We start from the raw sequence: 20,083 nt of genomic DNA on the forward strand, positions 1-20,083 counted from the left end.
ACCGTATAACTGGAGTAGTAAGTTTACAAATATGCGAAAAACAAAAACAAGACGTTCGTCAGAAGGTGAATTAAGCTTAGTGAAAAAAATGTAAATAGAAATTGAAAAAGCTGCCGCAAAATACAGACGGCAGCTTCAAAAAAGTGTCTAGCCTTTCTTAAAATTGTCCTTTACAAAGGGTACAGTTAAATTTCCCAATTATAGCGATGATTTATGCCAAGGAACGTAATCACCCTATTTAGTACTAAGGAGCCAGTAATCGAAGTAAATCATCCAGCTTTAATTCGTTAGCCGTAATGGCTCCCGTCTGCCAATACGATCTCTCTACTGGATATACATGACCGTTCTTAAATGCAGGAACGGTCTGCCATAACCGATCTGCCTTCATTTCCTCAAGAGCTCTCGCGTTGCTCTCTTCCTCCCACGTCCCATTGGATGGGAGCAAAATAATATGGTCCGCGTCAAGTTCTGGAATGACCTCCTTCGACAAGACGATATTGCCCTCCGTCATTGCCTCGGCGAACCCTGGAGCCTTCAACCCAAGATCCTCATATAAGATTTGTCCGACAAACGTGTTATGAATGCCAAAAATATTAATCGATTTGTCTACGACGTTCATTCGCAGAACAACAAGCTTCTCATCGCCAATCGCCGCGTTCAGCTTTGTTTTCACGTCCGCAATACGTGCATCGTAATCAGCAAGAACCTGCTTCGCCTTATCGCTTAGACCAAGTAAATCGGCGATTAAGGTCAATGTTTTGCGCGTATCCACAAGTACATCGTCTGGCAAGCGGAACGTCGGTGCAACCTTGGAATAGAGCTCGTACTGTTCGGCATCTACCTCTCCAGCGCCGATAATCAAGTCTGGCTCGGATACAAGCAAAGCTTCGATGTTCCCAGTCACATCGAACAATGGCACATCCAGTTTCAAATAATCCTGTTTGCCCCACATAGGGTTATAGTATTGCACAATGGGCGTTACCCCAAGTGCAACCAAATAATCTTCACGATAAAGAGCTGAGACTCGCTTCGGATTTTTCGGAATTTCTACCTCTCCGAATCCATCTGTTACGACGCGTGTTTCGCTCTGAGGAGTGCCTTCGCTTGTCACTGCCGTTGCGTTTGCAGGCTGATTGACCGTCCCCACAGCTTGATCGCCTGTCGAGGTGCAACCTGCCAGTGTAATCATTCCTGCGGTTATAAGTGATATCCATCCTGTTTTCATAAGTATCAATCTTGCCATGATTAAATTCACTCCCATAATTTATGTATAGTAGCAAAACAATTTGATTGTTTATAATGATAATCATTATCGTTTAGCCTGAGTAGATAGTACCCCAAATTGGATTACATAACAATACACATTCTCTACGAATGGCTTTATACAAACTCGTCACTTCCGTATAAACGATAAACAATATAAAAATTCATGAACCAGACAGACATCATGACTTTTTTGTGATGATTTGACCCCAAAATAAAAACGGATGCGGGTAACCTTTGACGTCCTGGATATAGGACTTCGAGATACTCCATAAAAAAATGTATAAATGCTCAAACCAGCTCTGCTTCCGAATTCCAATACTAGCAGCACACATCTGATTTTTTCAGTTAGGGTGGTCAGGCATCCACTTCTTTGGTGTCAAAACGACTCTTTTGATACCAAATGAGAATCAAGGCGTGGAAAGCAAATAACATGATAACTTGGGCCTCCAGCCAGATGTAAATTGTAAGTTTCATTGGCTATAAGGTTTGTAGAGCAATTTGGATCAATAATTTTATTTTGTGCATATTTGTACGTTTAGCCATTTAATTGCTTCTTTTTCTTCGTCAAATTTTTTATCAAACTATATGCTTACAAACAAATACTAACTGCCAATTAGCTCTTTATGATTTGTAAATTTTATAGTAGATTGCATCCATATTTATCTACCTCAATTCCGAGACACTTGTAACATAGATTAATGAATATTTTATTTTTTTGTTTCACTTCCTCCTTTCGTATTTAACAGAAGAAAAACATACTCAAAATGTGCAGTATTTAAATTTTTTCTTTTCATTAACACATTTCATTGCCTTAATTTCATATTACAAAGCCTCTATAAGTTGAGTATTATGTGTTTCCTGCTTTCAAACCGAGTGCGATTTAAATTACATTACTTCACACTTTGACCGTGATGTACATATTCAATATAATCTCGATAGAAGCGGCGCGCTAATTCTTTGTCCGCTTCGTTTTCCAATGCGTTCATTTGCTCATCGCTTAGAATTTGCGATAACTCCCAACTCCTCCATTGTTAAATTACTCAAATCAATGCCTGTGGTGTTGCGACCACCAGCACCTTTTGTTTCAGAACATACTTTTGCAATATCTACTTTTAACTTTTCTTCACGTAACCGTTTTAGTTGCTCATCATTTAATAAATAAATCTGTGTATTTTGATAACATCGTAAGGGCTGCCATTTTATCTGCAAGTTTAACTTTGAACATCCCGTCTTTACCTTTAGATAATTCGGTAACGAGTGTCCCATAAATTTCTTCTGAATAGTGCATAGCAAACTTCGTGTACGTATATGGTAAAACTTCTGTTTTCTCGGATTTCTTTGAACCATCTGGGTTAAATTCAACTGTTGTTTCAGTTGATTCTGCCTCAATTTGAGTAAAATCAATAAAATCTGTAATATCTGCAAACGCAATATCAATGTGTACTTTTGTAGTATTTGCCGAGCATCAAGCATAATACCATTAGCTAACTCTGCCTTCAATCGATAAATCTCCTTTCGAACCATATCATTTCTTATCAATTGAGAGCCGTTACTCATTGCTGAAGCGTAATCGCATCCATATACTTTTTGGTATGCTTTTGTTGCATTCCACGAAGTACTTCGCTGCAACTGGTCAAGCAATCACTGATCGAAATGTGGCTCGTTCTCGTAACCCTTTGAAGGTGAAGCGAGTATTGGCTTTTCTAGCATACGCAGATCAATTAATGAAGGAAAAGGAGTGGTCTCCGGACGCTGTTGTTGGTCGTACACTGCTTGATGGTAAGTTTCGTCGCGAAGAAATGGTTTGCGCAAAAACTCTTTATGCGTATATAGATCTTGGGTTGTTGAAAACTAGAAATTCCGACTTTATTTCCAAGACATCGCGTAAAACAAAGACAGTACGTAAGGCTAGAAAAAATACTAAATGTTTAGGCGAAAGTATTGAAAAACGCCCACAGTACATTGAAACACAAGAGGAATTTGGTCATTTTGAAATCGATTCAGTGATTGGTAGAAAAGACAAAGAAGATGATGTTTTATTAACACTGATCGAACGGACAACGCGTCGAGAGTTTATTTTCAAAATGGACGGTAAGGATGCGGATTCTGTGAACTATGCGATTGAAACCATTCTAAAGAATTTTGGGGAGTTAGCACCTAAACTATTCAAATCCATTACAGCAGATAACGGGAGTGAGTTTTCAGAGCTTGCGGAAAAATGCCAAGAGTCGATGGGGATTTACTTCACACACCCCTACTCATCATGGGAGCGAGGAACAAATGAAAATCACAATAGAATGATTCGTAGATGGTTACCGAAAGGAACGTCTATAGAGGACTACAGTAGATCTTACATCCAATCTGTAGAAGATAAAATGAACCACTTGCCACGACGAATACATGGATTCAAAACACCGCATGAGATGTTTGAGGAAGAATTAAAGAGATTAAGAGAATCAGCGTAAGAAGACATGAATCAACCAACTCTTGTCCTAGGGTTAATGGGAGTTTATTGTCTATCGGTCTTTCCGCCAATTTAACAGGAACCTTACTCCACTTCAAGGGGCAAGCCCTTTCTCGATTTCCCCAATGGTCCAATGTGTAGAAGGGGCATCACTAAATGTAGACGTTGTAATGTCCTCTAAAGCCGGACGTTCGAACAATTGGTTGAGCACTTTTACGGCTTGTGCCCGTGTTAAGGAACCGTTTGGGTTAAATGTCGTTTCACTATTCCCCGTCATAATCCCCCATTTACTCACTTGTTCAATTGCACTTGCAGCCCAATTCGTTCGAAACGTCTGTAAATGATTTCCCTTTTCCAGAGGCATGACAGACCGTTTTTGATGGATCCTGTGCACATACTGTTTCGATCCAATGAGCCACCACGACACTTGCCATTTGTGCGCGTGTAATCGTGCCATTGGGATTGAATGTCATTTCCGTTGTGCCATTAAATAATCCCATTTGCTTCATCACTTCAATCGCATCTTTTGAAGGGTGGTTCGTTGTATCTTTAAACGAAACGTTAGTCGTAGTTGGAATGTCGCCATTTGTGCACGTGTTACCAAGGGTTTATTCCTCTCTATTAAACAAAACAGACTAAGGATTTCCCTAGCCTGCTTTGTTATTTATTATTTTGAAAGCTGCTCGTTGTTATTTTCGTCGATCACGTATGAATGTGATTTTGCTGCTTCCTCAATTTCTTTGAATGCCCAGTGTGTGGCTTTCACATCTGGGAAGCTTGGTGTTGTAACGCCATTTAATGGACCACGTTCAAACATGCGGTTCATCATTACTACGGCTTGCGCACGTGTTAAGTACGCATTTGGTCCGAAGCTACCATCTTGAAGACCGTTAATGATGCCTGCCGTACGATTTGCTTCGATAATCCATTGTGCCCAATGACCTTTTGTATCGTTGAATGTAATCGCTACATTCTCCTCGATATGCAGTTGCTTAAAGTTCGCCACTACCTTTGCCATTTGTGCACGTGTAATGTTTTCAAAGGCACGGAAGTTACCATTGACGTCGCCATTCATAATGCCACGCTCTTTGACAAAGGCAATGGCACCAGCTGCGTAATGATCACTTGGAATATCCTTAAACGGTGTAGTATTTACTGTACTATCTGTATAGCCTAGGATACGCGCAATCATCGTTGCCACTTGAGCACGTGTCACGTTTTTCTCTGGTCCGAATGTGCCATCTAGGAAGCCTTTAATATACGCTTCATGCTCTTTTACTTCTACAGGTGATTTTGTTTCTTCTTCCTTATTCACCTGAATAATCGTAAATGTACTGAACTTCTCCACTGTAAAGCGTAAGCCTAGCTCACCCTTCGCCATTGTTACTACCTCAGGGATAACCACTTTCTTCTCCCCATCGGAATGTTCAATAAATACCGCTAATTGCTTCAGGAATGCCTCACGCTCCGTTGCATCTGTAGGAATTTTCACGCCTTTTAATGGCAATGTCACCTGTACAGGGCGATTTGGCATATTTGTTTCAATCGTCATTGGACGTGCTACCACATGCACATCATTGCTTTGCAGTGTTGCTCGCACAACGCGCTCTGCTCGTGCACGCTCTTCAATCGCTTGACGTTCACTTTCCTTTTTCACGGGTACTAGACGGAAGTAGAAGTTATCGTCAATTCCCTCCATTGAACTCACTGGAATCGCAATATGTCCGTTTTCCGTTGAAATTTCTAACGCTACCCCGTTATCGCGTAATAATTTCAAGGATTCTTTTGGAATTTCGACTTTTGCTTCCTTGACTTCATCATTGACATCCGGTAACACGATACGCGCAATATCATTACCGATTGCTTTTGCCTTTGCCACAGCTTCTTTGGCATTTGCTTCTGTTAGAGCAACAAAGTCTGTGATATCGCCATTGGCATGCTTAGTACGTTCAATCTCTACCGTTGTTTTTTCCAGTGTTTTTTCGCCATCGATTTCAAGCTCCACTTGGATTTTTGTTTTTGTCTCGCTTGGTGTTGGTGTTACAGGTTGTGTTGGGTTTGGTGTCCATGGACCACCACCTGTATCTGCCTGACGATAAACTTTAATCGTATATTGTCTCACATTGCCATTTGCATCTTTCACTGAGATGACAATGATATTTTCCCCTACTTGTAGTGGAATTTGTTCAATAGTACCTGGCCGTCCATTTACAGTTGTTGTGACTGTAGCTCCTGCCTCTACTGGAATCGCAGTAAAGCTTATCACATTTGTTGGATAACCAACATTCATCGTATAATCGGTTACATTTGTTTGGAAGCTTGGGCTTAACGAGCTACCTGTAGATGGTGTTAAAGCACTTAGCCCTTTACCTGCTACTTGTACAAGTGCATTCTGTGCTGCTGTTAATGACGCTAATGCGTTATTCACCTCTTCTTGTGTAGCATCTGGGTCTGCTAATACTTCATTGGCTTTTTGTAAAGCCGTTTGATACTGTGCCCAGCTTTCTGGTGTGTAGTTGCTTGAAACTAGGTTATTACTTTCATCTACTTTGTTTTGTAACTTAGTTTTATCTACTTCTTGCATTGTAGTAACTGTGAACGTATGTGTTTTCACAACAGTATCTGTACCGTTTGTTGCTGTAGCAATAATGGTGTACGTACCATTCGGTAAATCAGTTGGCGGTGTGAATGTCCATACCCCTGATACTGGGTGAACTGTCGCGATACCATCTACTAATATAGTTTCGTTGTTGCTATTTTTCAGCTCAATCGTTACGGTTGAAGGGGTTGTTGTCATATCAACAGTACCACTGATTTCTGGCTTCGAATTATTTATAGGACCTGTTGGTTTCTGAATTGTAAATAAATCATCATAAGAAGGCGGTGTTACAGTATCTACCTCTTCAATAATCCATTCACCATTCGCACCTTTTGTCGCTTTCATTTCTTTATTGCCATCTTTGAATGTGAATGAATTCACATCTGTTGGAACAGTGAATTTGCCTGTAGTGCTGTCGTATGTCACGCCGACTGGATAAATCCCAGCAACTGCAGTAACTGCTACATAGTCTACATTCTGAGCCCATTTAGCCCATAGTATCTTGTTCCCAGTACTTCCTTTCCTAATCTGTATTACTTGATAACCATCCGATTCTTGATCAAACCATCCATTAAAAGTATAACCCGCTCGTATTGGCTCGCCTAGAGTAATCGGTTCCGTCTCAATCGTATAACTCGTTGGATTGTTCTGATTGTTTGTTCCACCCTGAATATGATAAGTTATACTGTAATCTATTGGTTTAAAATTAGCCACAAGGTTATAGTCTTTATTTGCTGTTACAACACAAACTTGACTGCAAGAAACAGGTGAACCATTTTCCGTCCAATTGTCAAACTCATATCCCGTACTCGCTGTTGCTCCAAGAGTTGCTTCAACACCTTCTAAATATGTACCACCACCTGTAACCGTACCGTAAGCTGCATTGTTAACGGTTGTAGAGATCGTGTATTCTTCTGGTACGTCATTAAAATAAGATCCTATTACGATATTTGCAATGGTAGAAAATTGACCTGTAGATTCCACCTCTATTCTACTAATCGAATTGGTTGATTCAATTAAATATAAAAGCTCTGTGCTATCATTATGTGAAAAAGTATGACTGCCCCCTGAACGATCAAAAACAGTTACAGTAACACGTGTTCCAGATTTATACTCTCCCGAAAGAGTAGTGCCTGTGAAGTTTGCCCCGACATATCTCACATTACCTGTAAATTCAATGATCAATTTATCTGCTACAGTATTTGTGTTGGGATCAGGAGAAAGGACACGGTCATACCACCATTGTCTAATCATACCGCCCCCTTCACTTTTAACGGTATAACTAATCCCGCTTTTTATATCACTGTCCATATAGTAGTCCTTCAAATGAGTCCCTGTATTTGCCGAACTTTTAGTTTGAAGTCTTGGCGTTAATCGGCTCGCCAGATCATCTGGGCCTTGTAAATAGAGTCCACTTTTAATACTGCTCTCTGCATATGCATATGAAGGATGAACCTCTAGTACTATTAAAGACATAACCATTAAAACAAATACAATACTTCTAAAATTTATCATTCTACCTCTCCCTTTCGAATATTCGAGCATCAACATGACTAATTTCTACTTGTTTTATTCCGATCACGTTCTTGCCTCCAACTCCTCTGTGGAGCCGATTATCTTTTCGTCAATTTCATTAATTTAGTCTTACTGTTACAACGCCTTCCTAGTAAATTATTCCAGATAAATTACTTTCCATCCTATTGTATATAATGGTTCTCTCAAAATTCTCTCAAAAATAGACAAGTTTCAAGCAGCAAAAAGAATCTTCAACGAAAAGGAATTGAATTGGAGCAAAAAAAGTCCGTCCAAATGGAAAAAAACGCTGAAAGAGCACGAAAACCGGCCTTCAAAGCGGCTGTATAGAACCCCTTTCGGGTCTTATGAGATACTGCATTGCAAAAGATTATCTACAAAAAGAGAGTGAATTTTTTCGCCCTACTAATGATACGGTTCACCGAAACTAATATTAAATTCGTTATAAAAGTGGAATTCCTTATTAGACTAACCTCCCTCTATAAACATTGATGTATCAACGGTTTCCACCACTTCGTGATGTAAAAAAATATTTTCCCACTTGATTTATAAACAGCATTTTTAATTTATGGTTATAATTCACAATACGAGTGTGCGCTTCGCTAAAACTAATGGGAATCATTAGCTTTTTAATCCACTCCCTGCCCCGTTAGTTTAAGTGCAACACCTCACAAACTCTTCACCCATAACCATTTTCGTAAAATACGTTACTCCATTAAATGGTCCGATTGTGGAGTTTTAAATGATGATCACTTTTTTATTAAACTACAGCTACAGACTTCTACTAAAAAAATGCCCTTAAGGAAAAAATCCTTAAAGGCATTTTAAAGCATCTTATTTATAAACATCGTAACGTTATTTCAAAGATTTATTTACTAAATCTAGCGAAACCAGTATACAATATTTTTGTTGAGTATATGTTGGTTTGGAATAAAATTTGATCAAAAGTATGCTACGAACGTTAATTTTAATATTAAATTCCACTTTATAAAAAAGATCGATTAAAATGTATGTACAGGACTTTCATCGATTATCCATTCATAATAGTCACAGAAAACACCACTTAAATCTTTATAAATAATTTCTAAATCTTTGTATCTTGATTATTTTTTTCACGGTACTCTATTTTTTCTTTAAGGGCTTTCCGTTTCATTCTTATCTTTTCTAAATTAAATAATATCTCATGTCTCTTTAAATATAATTTTAATTCTTCATGTATGTACTGACCCAAAGATGTTTTATATATAATTTTACCATCTATATCTCTACCAAGGTGTATATCGTATTCATCCGTACACGAGTCAATAAATCCTTTATTTCCCACAACTGCTTCTTTGGATGTCTTTCCTATCCATTTATTTGACTTAGCTATATTACAGTAAGGTCAACTGTATAATAAATTATCATAAGTAAATTCTAACTCTTCAACGTGTAGACCGACCTTTTGATGACACATCTTGAATGTTTAACCATGGTTTATAATTCTCTCCAACTACAGAGCCACGACCTTCTTTAATCCACTTTTCAGATTTAGATGTTCTAGTTCGTTTTGACATAAAAACACCCCTTTAGATTAATATTATCCAAAGGGGTAAAACGGTGCAACTTTTTTACAAACGGTATAACTTTATTTTAAACGGTACATCTTTTTTATAAACAGTACGACTTTATTTCAAATCAACACAACAATTCCTGTGAGTTATATTTAATGCTGTCATAATCTTTTAATTATTTTAAGCCAATTTATAAGAACAAGGTGGCATTTTTTATAATGACAACTGTCATAAACTGTTTCGTATAATAGTTCTTTGCTTTTGTCATTTGATAACGGGAAGTAGTGAAGTATAGTGTTTTTGGTTAATTTATGTCTCTATCATCAACGAAATCCAGTCTGTCCAAAGATCTTGTTTTAAATGTTTGTATTGGAGTTTAACTTCCTCCAAGTTAGCTAATATACAAGCTATTCCTTTTATACACTCCTTGAGAACTTGTTGTCTTTTCAGTAACTCCTAAAAACTCACTTAAAAGAGAGTAATCAACGCTACCATATTGTTTTTAAATATGAATTATGGCTTTTTCTAAATTTTTATCACAAGGTAATGTTTAATAATTTGAATTTGCTGTGTAAGGTGAGAAGCATTTTGACGAAGCCCTTCATTTTGCTGCTCATCTAGTTGTTGAATTAACGACATGGATTGCACCTTAAAAATCAGCTTTATTGGGTGTTTCTTGGATTTAAATCATTTAGAGCACCACCTGCAACACTATTATAAATGAAAAAAAGCGAGGTATTCGACGTTTGAATCGCCAAATACCTCTTTAAATGAAGTTATATAGACTTTTTCAGTGCGTGCTATTCCCTCGGTAGCGCCTAAAATATTTTGTCTAACTTTTGAGCTCACTACAATTCATCTACCTTAAGAAATAATCTCTAAATTATCAATTTCTGGTAATAAAAGAAATTAACTACACATTATTGTTAATTATTTACCACTAATACAACTTATCCTCCAATATGATTATATGGATTAAAAATACTTATCATTATACTATCCAGTTTTCTACTAGTTCTACTGTTTTATTAGCTGCGTCAAGACTTACTTTCTTTCCAATTGGCATAGGAATCATTGGGTGGGTATGACAACTATCAAACTCAGCTAATATAGGAATAGAGGGATTATCTATTATCTCCGTTAAAATTTCATATGGTTTTTTTTCTGTACCCATATCATCAAAACGTTCATATTTACCTACTAAGATTCCCGAAACTAAATTAAATACACCATGATTTTTTAACATTGCAAAATTTTTTTCAACTGTTTCTGCGTTTTTTATACTATCTTCAATTAATAAAATATCTCCTTTTTTAAATTTAGGCATAAATGGAGAACCAATGCTACCATATATTGCATTTAGATTTCCTCCAATTAAGCGCCCCTCCGCAATTCCAGAATTGACTGTAATCCATTCATTATTTTGCAACTTCTTTTCATGAGTTTTCTCTAACCAATTAGCAGAATCTTCTGTCCAAAGAGACGGGATATCAATAGAGTACGGAAGTTTTTGTTTTCTTATAAAAAACTGTTCAAAATAACGATATGTTTCATATACAAGTGGTTCAAATTCACCAAAGCTCGGTATGAATGCAGGGCCATAATATGTTGGAATACCAGTTTTTGCATAAATTGCAAGTAGAATCACTGTAACGTCAGAATATCCAACAATAAGCTTTGGATTTAGTTGAAATGCCTCATAATCAATATAAGGTAACATACTATTTGAGTTTGTTCCTCCAATTGTAGACATAATCATTTTAATATCCGGATTACGTATTAATTGGTTTAACTCTTCTGCTCTTTCCTTTGGTGATCCTGAACGGTACCCATCTTGTTTTCCTGTTAATTGACCTTCGATAATTTGAAACCCTTTTTCCGTTAAAAATTGCTTTGCTCTATTAAAACGAGGTGCTGCGGTTACAGTTGCAGGAGACGAAGGTGAAAAAATACCAATTTGATCGCCGATTCGTAAACGTTGCATTCCAATCAACACCTCCTATTTCTATGTATTGAATCAAATCAATTGAGCTCATTTATTAATCCTTCTTTAAATTAATTCTATCATTCTATCCAACAATAATAATTATACCTAATTTTTCCATTAAATACACCCCTTGCATAATTTTTATTATAGTATATAATAATTTACATTTCCAGTAAAAAATATAAAAGAGAGTGATAAAGTATGAATTATGGTCAAAATTTTAAAAATATCCGCATAAGTAAAGGATATTCTCTTAAAGAAGTTGCTGAAGGTATTATTAGTAGTTCTTTTTTATCTAAATTTGAAAGAGGTGAGTCTGATATCTCTCTATCAAATTTTATCCTTTTACTGAATAAACTTAATATCTCTATGGAAGAGTACATCCTCATTTCAAGAGACTATCAACCTAGTGAGCTTGAAATCTTTTTACATACAATAAGACATGCATACGAACAAAATAACATTCCTTTTTTAATCGACATTTATAAGGAAGAAGAAAAAAAGTGGAAAAGTCACTTATCTAGTAGTTATAAATGTAATTACATTATGACTAAAGCACTTATACGAGACTTAAATAGAAATTTTGAGGTTACTGATTCTGAAAGAAATTTTATTAGTGACTATTTATTAAAGAATGATCATTGGGGATATTATGAAATCATTCTTTTCGGTAATGCAATGTGTATTTTAAAATATCAAACTGTTATTATTTTAGCCAAAGAAATAATTTCTAAATCTAAACTTAATATCAAAATCCCCAAAATTAAAACAGAATTCATTCGTATCCTGTTAAACGTTGTTATTTATACTATTGAAACTGGTCATTTAGATGATGCAAAGTGGTTCCTTAATTATATTGACGAAATTCCTAATAATACCTATTTGTATTTCGAAAAAACAAAATATTTATTCTTAAATGGGATTTATCAAATCGAGAAAAATCAGCTAAACGAGGGAATAAAAAATGCAGAAAAAGCTATTGAAATTATAGGTATTTTAGAAGATGCAAATATACAAAATAATCATAAGCTGTTTCTCAAGAAATTCATCTAGTTTAGACATTATAAGCTTTACTACTATATCTTTCTCAATACAAAGTTTTCAATGACTAGGTAATCCAGCTCACTTTTATTGAAGCATGCAATAGCATCATAAGGCGTTTCTACAATTGGCATTCCATCCAAATTAAAAGATGTATTGATGACTAAATAGATACCTGTTAATTTTCCAAAGTGTTGAATTAATCGATAATACATAGGATTATCTTGCTTATTAACAGTTTGTAACCTAGCAGTCCCATCAACATGAACCACCCCACTGATGTTTTTAACTTGCTCTTTTTTTACATCTGCAGTAAACATCATTGATGGACTCTCTATTGAAAAATTTTCAAAGTAATCTTGTGTTTTTTCAATTAGTACACTAGGTGCAAAAGGACGAAACGCTTCCCGTTTTTTTATTTCTAAATTCAACCGATTAACTACAAGTTTATCGCGAGGATCTCCCAAAATACTTCGATTACCTAAAGCTCTTGGACCAAATTCACTTGCTCCTTGGAACCAAGCTATTACATTTCCCTCTGCAATGAGTTTAGCTGCGATTTTACAAGGATCTTCAACCTCACTAAAATGAAGATTGGAAAACTCCTTCAGTATTGTTTGGATTTCATTAGCTGTCACAGTATATTTCTTCCCTGAATATAGAGGCACTTCAAATTTCACTTGATTAAAGTTTGCTTTTTCTCTTCGAGAATTCACTATCGCATATATTGCATTCCCAATACACAATCCCTGATCTTGGGGTGCATTCGGAATATATACATTTTTTACTCTTTCAATATTTAATAAAGCTGAATTGGTTGGGCAATTTAAGGCAACTCCCCCACCTACACATACATACTCAAGATTATATTGTTCTGTTAGTTTTTCTACTTTTACAGTAGTCCACTTTTCAAGTTGTTTTTGAACATATTGCGCTAAATCTGCATGCATTTGTCTTAAAGGATCTGTTTTTTTTCTAGGTTCTGGAATCGTTACACCTAATTTTTTAAATAAAGTCTTCATATCTTTTTCAGTGCTACCTGTATCGGGAATAATACAATGAATACTTCCATCATAATCTTTTATATAAGCTTCCCCTAAGCTTAATAAGTTGTCGCTACCAAATGATGCTAAACCCATTGTTTTTCCAGCATTATGGTAATTACCCATACCTAGATATCGCGTGAATTTATTGTATAGTTTTCCAAACCCTAATCCCTGTGGATACTCAAAATCACGATCAATTAATTCAATTTCTCCATTTCTAGCTAAATAATACGAATTTCTTTCACATGAATTTTCAAACATATGTGGTGACTTCTTTTCACCAATAATTTGCCCTTCATTATCATTAACTACAATCAAAGCTTCTTTAAAACCGCTAGAATAAAAAGCAGCATAGGCATGAGACAAATGATGACTTGGGACAATAATTAATTTTTGATGAGATTGAATAGACAGTTCAGTCTGTATATATTCGATAAGAAACTTAGGAACATTTAATGATACTCCGTAAAAACTAACCGCAAATTGATCAACATCTTGCAAGCTCTTTCCACTAGCCTCTAATACATATTCTAATGATTTTTTAAATCCCCCATCATATTTTTTATATGTTAAGCGTTCTTCTGTAATCGCAAATAATAATTTATCATCTTCAAAAAGGCAAACTCCTCCACCATCAACAGGTCTTATTTCGTTGTTTTCATCAACAATACATGCGTTTAACCCAACAGTAATCATTAAAACTCCACCTTATATTTAAATTAATTTTTTTTCAAAAACACTTCTTCCAAATTTATACTTTTAGAATTTAATTTACTAAATTTAAATAACATGGTTGCTGCTATGCAAATACCAACCAGAGTCAAAAAAATAGATTTATGAATGCCCGAAGATGCCATACCCACAATAATTGTAATGCTTATAGGCGTCGCAATTTGTTCCATCAATTGGAAAATTGAATTCACACGAGCTAGATACTCCTGTGGACAGTATGATTGAATAATTGAATTTCTACTAATTGAATAAATGATTGACCCTAAACTAATCATGAAAAGAGATATTGGAATGAACCACCAACCAGGAAGAAGTAGTAAAGTTAAGCCTGCTAACATACATAAAAATCCTATATAAATTAAATTTCCTAAATTCCCCTTTTTCATTTTACTAATGACTAATGTTCCGAGAAAGAGTCCTGTACCAGAAGTGGCCACTACAAATCCTATATTAGAATCCTCAAATAAATAGACTTCTTTCAAATAAAAAATAACTAAGGTAGAGACAGGGGCTACAGAAAAAATTAGTAAAAAGGAAGATACCAAAAAGATTCTTAAAGTTCTAGTGGCCATAGCAATCTTTAAACCTTCCACCAAATCTTTAGCAAAAGCTTTCTTTTGACCAATTACTTTTTCCTTATCTGGAATTCGAACTAAATATAAAAAGAAAATCATCATAATAAAAGATAAGGCATTTAATATAATCAAACTCATTGGGGAAAATATAGTTAACAACCCACCCCCAATTATTGGCCCTGTAATCATCGAAGATGTCCATACAGTAGCGAAACCAGCATTTGCCTCTAATTTTTGTGTGGGATATAGTAAGGGGATAATTGAAAATTGGGCAGATCTTGCAAACAAGTTTGCAGTATTTACTAGAAATCCAATTACCAATACCAACATAGAATTCAGTAATGTTAAATATTCCAAAATTGGAATTAAACTAACTAATATAAACTGTATTGCATAAGAAGTAAATAAAATCGTTCGAGGGTTTAATCGATCTACCCAAGTGCCGATTAAAGGACCCATTATTATTTTAGGAAGTTGTGTAAAAATAACAGAAGCACCCATCAGGGATAAAGAATTCGTTCTATGATAAATCAACAATGGTAACGCTAAATCAAAAAAAGCGTTTCCCAATGAATTAAATAAGGTTCCGCATGCATATGTTGTAAATTTAGGATTTTTCCAAATCGACTTGCTATTGCCCATATTTTTACTCCTATACTCAATCTAGTAATAGTAATAAAGGGAGGGTTTCCCTCCCTTTACGTAAGACAAATTAGAAAATCAAAATAAATTTCTAATTGTCTGCCCAATCAATGGGTTATCTTTATTAGTTACAAAATACACAAGAGCGACCTTCGATATTAGTAACTTTACGGATTTTCAACATACTATCACCTCCTTTCAATGAGATTTTGTAATTTCATACCTTAATGGCAATAATAACTCCAAAATTTAAATACTTACTAATTGTTGATACTTTTGAAAAACCGACTTTTTTTAACAAGTTTTTATTCTCTATCTCAGTAAATGGGATTAATACATTCTCTAATTCTTCTCTCTTTCTTGAAATCTCCAACTTGGAATAATTTTTTTGTTGTTTATAATCGTAATATAAATCTATATAATTTCGTGTGAATACAGAATCCTCTTCTAATAATTTTTCATACAGAATAACGAATCCATTTTGGGGCAAACTATTGTATAATTTTTTTAATAAATCTTCTCTTTCCATAGGTCGTATAAACTGTAATGTAAGATTTAAAATAAAACATCCTGGATCTATAAAAGAATTAATAGTTGTTAAATCTTCCTGTAGAAAATGAATTGTTTGAGGACTTTTAGCCATTTCTTTAACTTTTTCATTTGCCTTGAATAACATCGATTCAGAATTATCTATTCCATAAAACTTTGTGTTGGTTTTATTTAGCAGGTTGTTCAATAGAATTAACGTTGTTCCCGTGGCACAACCTAAATCATAAATATTCGTATCTTTCACCAAATGTTTAACAATATATTGAACAATTAAATTTTGAAATTCCTTATATAAAGGCACACTACGATTAACCATATCATCAAAAACTAAGCTAACACTTTCATTAAACGAAAAATCTTCTACTTTAGTTTTTTTAAAATAAATCGTATCTAAATCCATAGCATTTACTCCTTTTTTAATACAAATGTTTGAAAATAAGGAATATGACTGCATTTTTCAAATAAGATCGGATGTGTTTCAGCGACAATATTTGGAGGTTGGGGCTCAAATAATCCCACTACTTTAAATCCAGCTTGGACAAATGTTTGGAAATATGTTTCTGTAGTTCGATGATAACTTTCTATAGATGAAATTACCGTCTCGCCATCTTTGTTTTCTCTTGATTTTGTAATTTTCCCTTCTGCAAAATAATTCTGCAATGAAAAATCTTCATAATTCCATCGTCCATTATAATACTCCTTCTTCCAAACACCTCCGTCTTTAATAGGATGTGGGATTGTAACTATTAAAGTTCCATTCTCAGTTAATAATCCTGCAAATTTCGAAAGCCTTGTGCCTATGTCTTCGATATAATCTAAAACGTTATTACAAATAACATAATTGAACTTATCCTCAATGTTTAAATTGACAATATCTCCATGTAATGTTTCAATCCCTTTTAACTCTAATATATTGACTTTATTGTTTACTACTTCAAGCATCTCTTCAGAAATATCATTGGCAACTATAGTTGCTCCTTTTTGTGCAAAATGAATAGCTTGTTCTCCAGTTGCACAGCCAATATCCAATATTTTTGTATTAGGTAATACTTTAATCAATCTATCCATCATCGAATCAAGTAATATGCTGTTAAATGAATCATTTTCTCGTTCGTTTACATAAACATCTGTCAGTGAACTTTCTTGAAAACTAGCGTGCAAATTTTCTGTATGGTGAGTGAAATGCCCACACTTTTTGCAATTTTCATTTTTAGTAAATACTTCTTCATAAATTTTATAGTTCTGTGAATTGATAAGAAGGCGAGTTCCTTCCGTCTTTCTTTCCACTCCAATCAAATATCTAATTACTTCATTTGCTTGTATCGCAGCAACCATTGAGTTTAAAGGTCCATAACTTGGCGCTTGAAAACTTTCATTTAAATTACTTGGCAATTCTTGACCATTATCCAAAAATTTATATAGATCTCCATCATTCTTATAACATTCATAGCAGGCAGTTTTTCCTGGAATGACCATAGGACCAATAGCTCCAAATGAATCAATATATCCTGCATTACTATATGCAAAACCATGCTTCATTGCAGCTGAATTAATCCATTCGTGAATTTCTGCTGGAGAATCAGCAGACAAAATAATAATGTCACACTCATTAAAATATTTATCAAATATTTCTACATCGGAAATAGACTCTAATATTGGAACAAGTTCAATTTCTGAATTAATTAGTGCTAATTGCTTAGCAGCTTGTTCAACTTTGAAATTGTTAACATGCTCTTCATGATATAAAAACTGTCGAGTTAAATTACTTAATTCAATAGTATCTCCATCCGAGAATATCAGTTTACCAATACCGGCTCCTGCCAAATTCATTGCTATATTAGTGCCGATACCACCCATCCCAACTAATCCTACAGTTTTATTCGCCAAAATTTCCTGTGCATTAATAGGAGCATCAATTAAATCAAAATAAAGAGAATGTCTAGAATAACGATTATCCGAATCAAACTTTTTATTTGAAATAATTTTATTTTCAATTAATTCTTCTACTAGATTACGAGCTTCTATTTCGGATAAACTAGAGTTACTTGTAATGAATTTAAAGCTATCATCTAACGTTCTTGGTTTAGAAAAGTACTTTAAAATATTCCCAAGGTAATCGGGAGCTTCTTCAATTACTTGCGCTTTAGGAGGCATAGTACCAATTAATATTCTGTCTTTCACTTGATATATAGTATTATGTTTTTGGACGTTGTAGTGAGTTGTCATGATTAATCTCCTTACTCCATGTATTTCATATTTACTTGAATTTATACAAATTATATTAAAGATTTATACATCTTATATAAAAGTTTCATATATTTTCTAAATTTTATTTTTTTTAGATTAAAATGGAATATATTACTTACTTTTTATCCTTTATATGGTTTCAAAAAAATAATTTCTCAAATTTACATAATATTTATTTTGAAACACAATGGTGCTTTTCAAGTATAGAACCTAACCACCGCACTTAAAATTGATAATCGAGATGGTGAGATCATCGCTCATGTTACCGTTATTAATAGCCATCAATTGACATATTGTGGTTGAACGGGTAGATGGCTCAGTCGAGATACACGTGTGTGACGGCAGTCTGGATATCAACCTCGTTGTGAAAGATTCGTCTATTACGCAGTCAGGAAACGGAGAAGTTAAAATTGGTGAATAAAGAATAGCATCGGGAGAGTCCAGAAGAATGAAAAAGATTCCTTCCCAAGTAGATTACGGAGAAATAATTTGGGAAGGTGACAAACTTTTTACAAATAACATTTAGTAAAAGACCGACTTTAATAAAAGTGCAGTAAAATTCATACAAAAAAGTCATTAGGAAATTTTATCCTCAAGCTTTTCGCAAAATTACTTTATCAATTTTTTTGTCTAAAATACTTCTTGTTAGCAACCCAACACTTTAATAACTGATAAAGTTACAATATTAATTATAATTATTGCTGTAATAGTCAACTATATATGTTATGTATCCTATTAAAAAAACAGGCGAAAAAATACAAACCCTGATACAGCTACGACTATACTGTACCAAGGTTTATTTTTGATGCCACACCATCTTATATATACATATGGTAAATAAAATTATCTACCAAAAAAATTCAACTAGTTGTCCGTCTTCAACGCTTCCGTATTCTTATCTTCTTTTTTCGAAAACACCTTCTTTTATAAATATAAGAACTATTTATAGTTTTATCACATGTGAAGGCTTTTATAATAGGCTCCTTATTAAAGTAGGTCTAGAATAAAAAATTGAACAAAATAAAGATTAAGTTACCATGTTTCTATTTTTTATTGTTTGTATTACAGCTTTTATCATTCTCTAAATCAACTAATATATTTTTTATCAATGAAGAGATCCCTTTATACACTCCACTAGAGCTAGTCAATGTCTTTTTGGTAACTCCTAAAAATTCACTTAAAAGAGTGTAATCTATTCTACATTCAGAAGTTATTTTTTTAAGAAAGATTAAAACAACTTTAAAGAGGTTAGGACATAACTAGTCAAAAAATTTAAAGCGCGAGAACTCAATTTTTAAAATTGTTGATTTCTCGCGCTTTTCTGATGTGAAATTTTGTCCCAGCCTCATATATTTTCATATGTAAATTTAAGAATTTTATTTTCACTTTACAATATCTAACTTCAGTTATTTAAATATATTATCAACAATAAGGGTACAACTTAGCTGTGTGGTACCCAACTTTGTTGTCATTCAACATAAATTAAACAACTTTATTATCTCTTAACATTAAAAACTGATAAAGTGACAATATTAATTATAATTTTCGCTGTAATTATCAACTATATATTTTATGTATTTATTCATAAAAAACATTCTAAGAAAAAACAAAAACCCTGGTACAGCAATGACTACACTGTACCAAGGTTGGTTTTCGATGTCACAATATCTTATATATTTATGACAAATATAATTATAAATTGTGACAGCATTAGTTATAACTCACATGTAGGGATGGAATAAAGTTTGATTAAAAGTAAGCCCGTATTCAAATAACGCATATAAATAACCAGGCACCTCCGGTACGATAGATGTATCAATTGAAGGAGGTGCTTCCTTATGCTAACGAA

The 20,083-nt window shown here is 34.3% G+C and carries 13 protein-coding genes and 1 pseudogene; 2 read left to right on the plus strand and 12 right to left on the minus strand.

The features are described 5' to 3' along the window. Positions 1-244: 244 nt before the first annotated feature. Together ACQKIM_RS20540 and ACQKIM_RS20545 are read right to left on the minus strand one after the other, a co-directional pair. Positions 245-1,243 (minus strand): ABC transporter substrate-binding protein, encoded by a 999-nt coding sequence (locus tag ACQKIM_RS20540; RefSeq protein WP_427547603.1) that lies wholly within the window; start codon positions 1,241-1,243, stop codon positions 245-247. Positions 1,244-2,256: 1,013 nt separating this feature from the next. Then, entirely contained in the window at positions 2,257-2,823 is a 567-nt protein-coding gene (locus ACQKIM_RS20545; protein WP_427547605.1) for a hypothetical protein, read from the minus strand. Between ACQKIM_RS20545 and ACQKIM_RS20550 the strand changes: the two genes are divergently transcribed. Continuing rightward, positions 2,823-3,731, plus strand: a complete 909-nt coding sequence (locus ACQKIM_RS20550; protein WP_427547607.1) for an IS30 family transposase — start codon at positions 2,823-2,825, stop codon at positions 3,729-3,731. The genes ACQKIM_RS20545 and ACQKIM_RS20550 overlap by 1 nt on opposite strands. Positions 3,732-3,824: 93 nt before the next feature. Here ACQKIM_RS20550 and ACQKIM_RS20555 read toward each other — a convergent pair whose 3' ends face one another. The 6 genes and pseudogenes from ACQKIM_RS20555 to ACQKIM_RS20580 all read right to left on the minus strand — a co-directional run bounded on the left by ACQKIM_RS20555 (position 3,825) and on the right by ACQKIM_RS20580 (position 11,399). Continuing rightward, positions 3,825-4,025 (minus strand): S-layer homology domain-containing protein, encoded by a 201-nt coding sequence (locus tag ACQKIM_RS20555; RefSeq protein WP_427547609.1) that lies wholly within the window; start codon positions 4,023-4,025, stop codon positions 3,825-3,827. A 4-nt stretch (positions 4,026-4,029) separates the two neighbouring features. Then, a complete protein-coding gene (locus tag ACQKIM_RS20560) occupies positions 4,030-4,308 on the minus strand; it encodes an S-layer homology domain-containing protein (RefSeq protein WP_427547630.1) in 279 nt (92 codons plus the stop codon). A gap of 89 nt (positions 4,309-4,397) precedes the next feature. Then, positions 4,398-7,844, minus strand: coding sequence for an S-layer homology domain-containing protein (locus ACQKIM_RS20565; protein WP_427547611.1), 3,447 nt, complete (start codon positions 7,842-7,844; stop codon positions 4,398-4,400). A 1,102-nt stretch (positions 7,845-8,946) separates the two neighbouring features. Continuing rightward, on the minus strand, positions 8,947-9,186 hold the full coding sequence (locus ACQKIM_RS20570) for a hypothetical protein (RefSeq protein ID WP_427547613.1): 240 nt from the start codon (positions 9,184-9,186) through the stop codon (positions 8,947-8,949). Between the two features lie 103 nt (positions 9,187-9,289). Continuing rightward, a pseudogene (locus ACQKIM_RS20575) lies at positions 9,290-9,418 on the minus strand (transposase); the annotation flags it as partial. A 988-nt stretch (positions 9,419-10,406) separates the two neighbouring features. Then, the gene (locus ACQKIM_RS20580) at positions 10,407-11,399 is read right to left on the minus strand and encodes a S66 family peptidase (protein ID WP_427547615.1); all 993 of its coding nucleotides are present in this window, start codon (positions 11,397-11,399) and stop codon (positions 10,407-10,409) included. 204 nt (positions 11,400-11,603) lie between these two features. Here ACQKIM_RS20580 and ACQKIM_RS20585 point away from each other — a divergent pair, with 204 nt between their 5' ends. Then, a complete protein-coding gene (locus tag ACQKIM_RS20585; protein ID WP_427547617.1) occupies positions 11,604-12,455 on the plus strand; it encodes a helix-turn-helix domain-containing protein in 852 nt (283 codons plus the stop codon). 23 nt (positions 12,456-12,478) lie between these two features. Here ACQKIM_RS20585 and ACQKIM_RS20590 read toward each other — a convergent pair whose 3' ends face one another. The 4 genes from ACQKIM_RS20590 to ACQKIM_RS20605 form a co-directional block, all read right to left on the minus strand. Further along, positions 12,479-14,185, minus strand: coding sequence for a carbamoyltransferase family protein (locus ACQKIM_RS20590; protein ID WP_427547619.1), 1,707 nt, complete (start codon positions 14,183-14,185; stop codon positions 12,479-12,481). A 23-nt stretch (positions 14,186-14,208) separates the two neighbouring features. Then, positions 14,209-15,438 carry an MFS transporter gene (locus ACQKIM_RS20595; protein ID WP_427547620.1) on the minus strand — a complete coding sequence of 410 codons (1,230 nt, stop codon included), beginning with the start codon at positions 15,436-15,438 and terminating at the stop codon, positions 14,209-14,211. A gap of 217 nt (positions 15,439-15,655) precedes the next feature. Further along, positions 15,656-16,387 (minus strand): carboxy-S-adenosyl-L-methionine synthase CmoA, encoded by a 732-nt coding sequence (cmoA, locus tag ACQKIM_RS20600; RefSeq protein ID WP_427547622.1) that lies wholly within the window; start codon positions 16,385-16,387, stop codon positions 15,656-15,658. A 5-nt stretch (positions 16,388-16,392) separates the two neighbouring features. After that, positions 16,393-18,213: a ThiF family adenylyltransferase gene (locus ACQKIM_RS20605; RefSeq protein ID WP_427547624.1), complete on the minus strand. Its 1,821-nt coding sequence runs from the start codon at positions 18,211-18,213 to the stop codon at positions 16,393-16,395. Positions 18,214-20,083: the final 1,870 nt, after the last annotated feature.

The organism is Lysinibacillus sp. NPDC047702, from assembly GCF_050272555.1.
GTDB lineage: Bacteria > Bacillota > Bacilli > Bacillales_A > Planococcaceae > Lysinibacillus.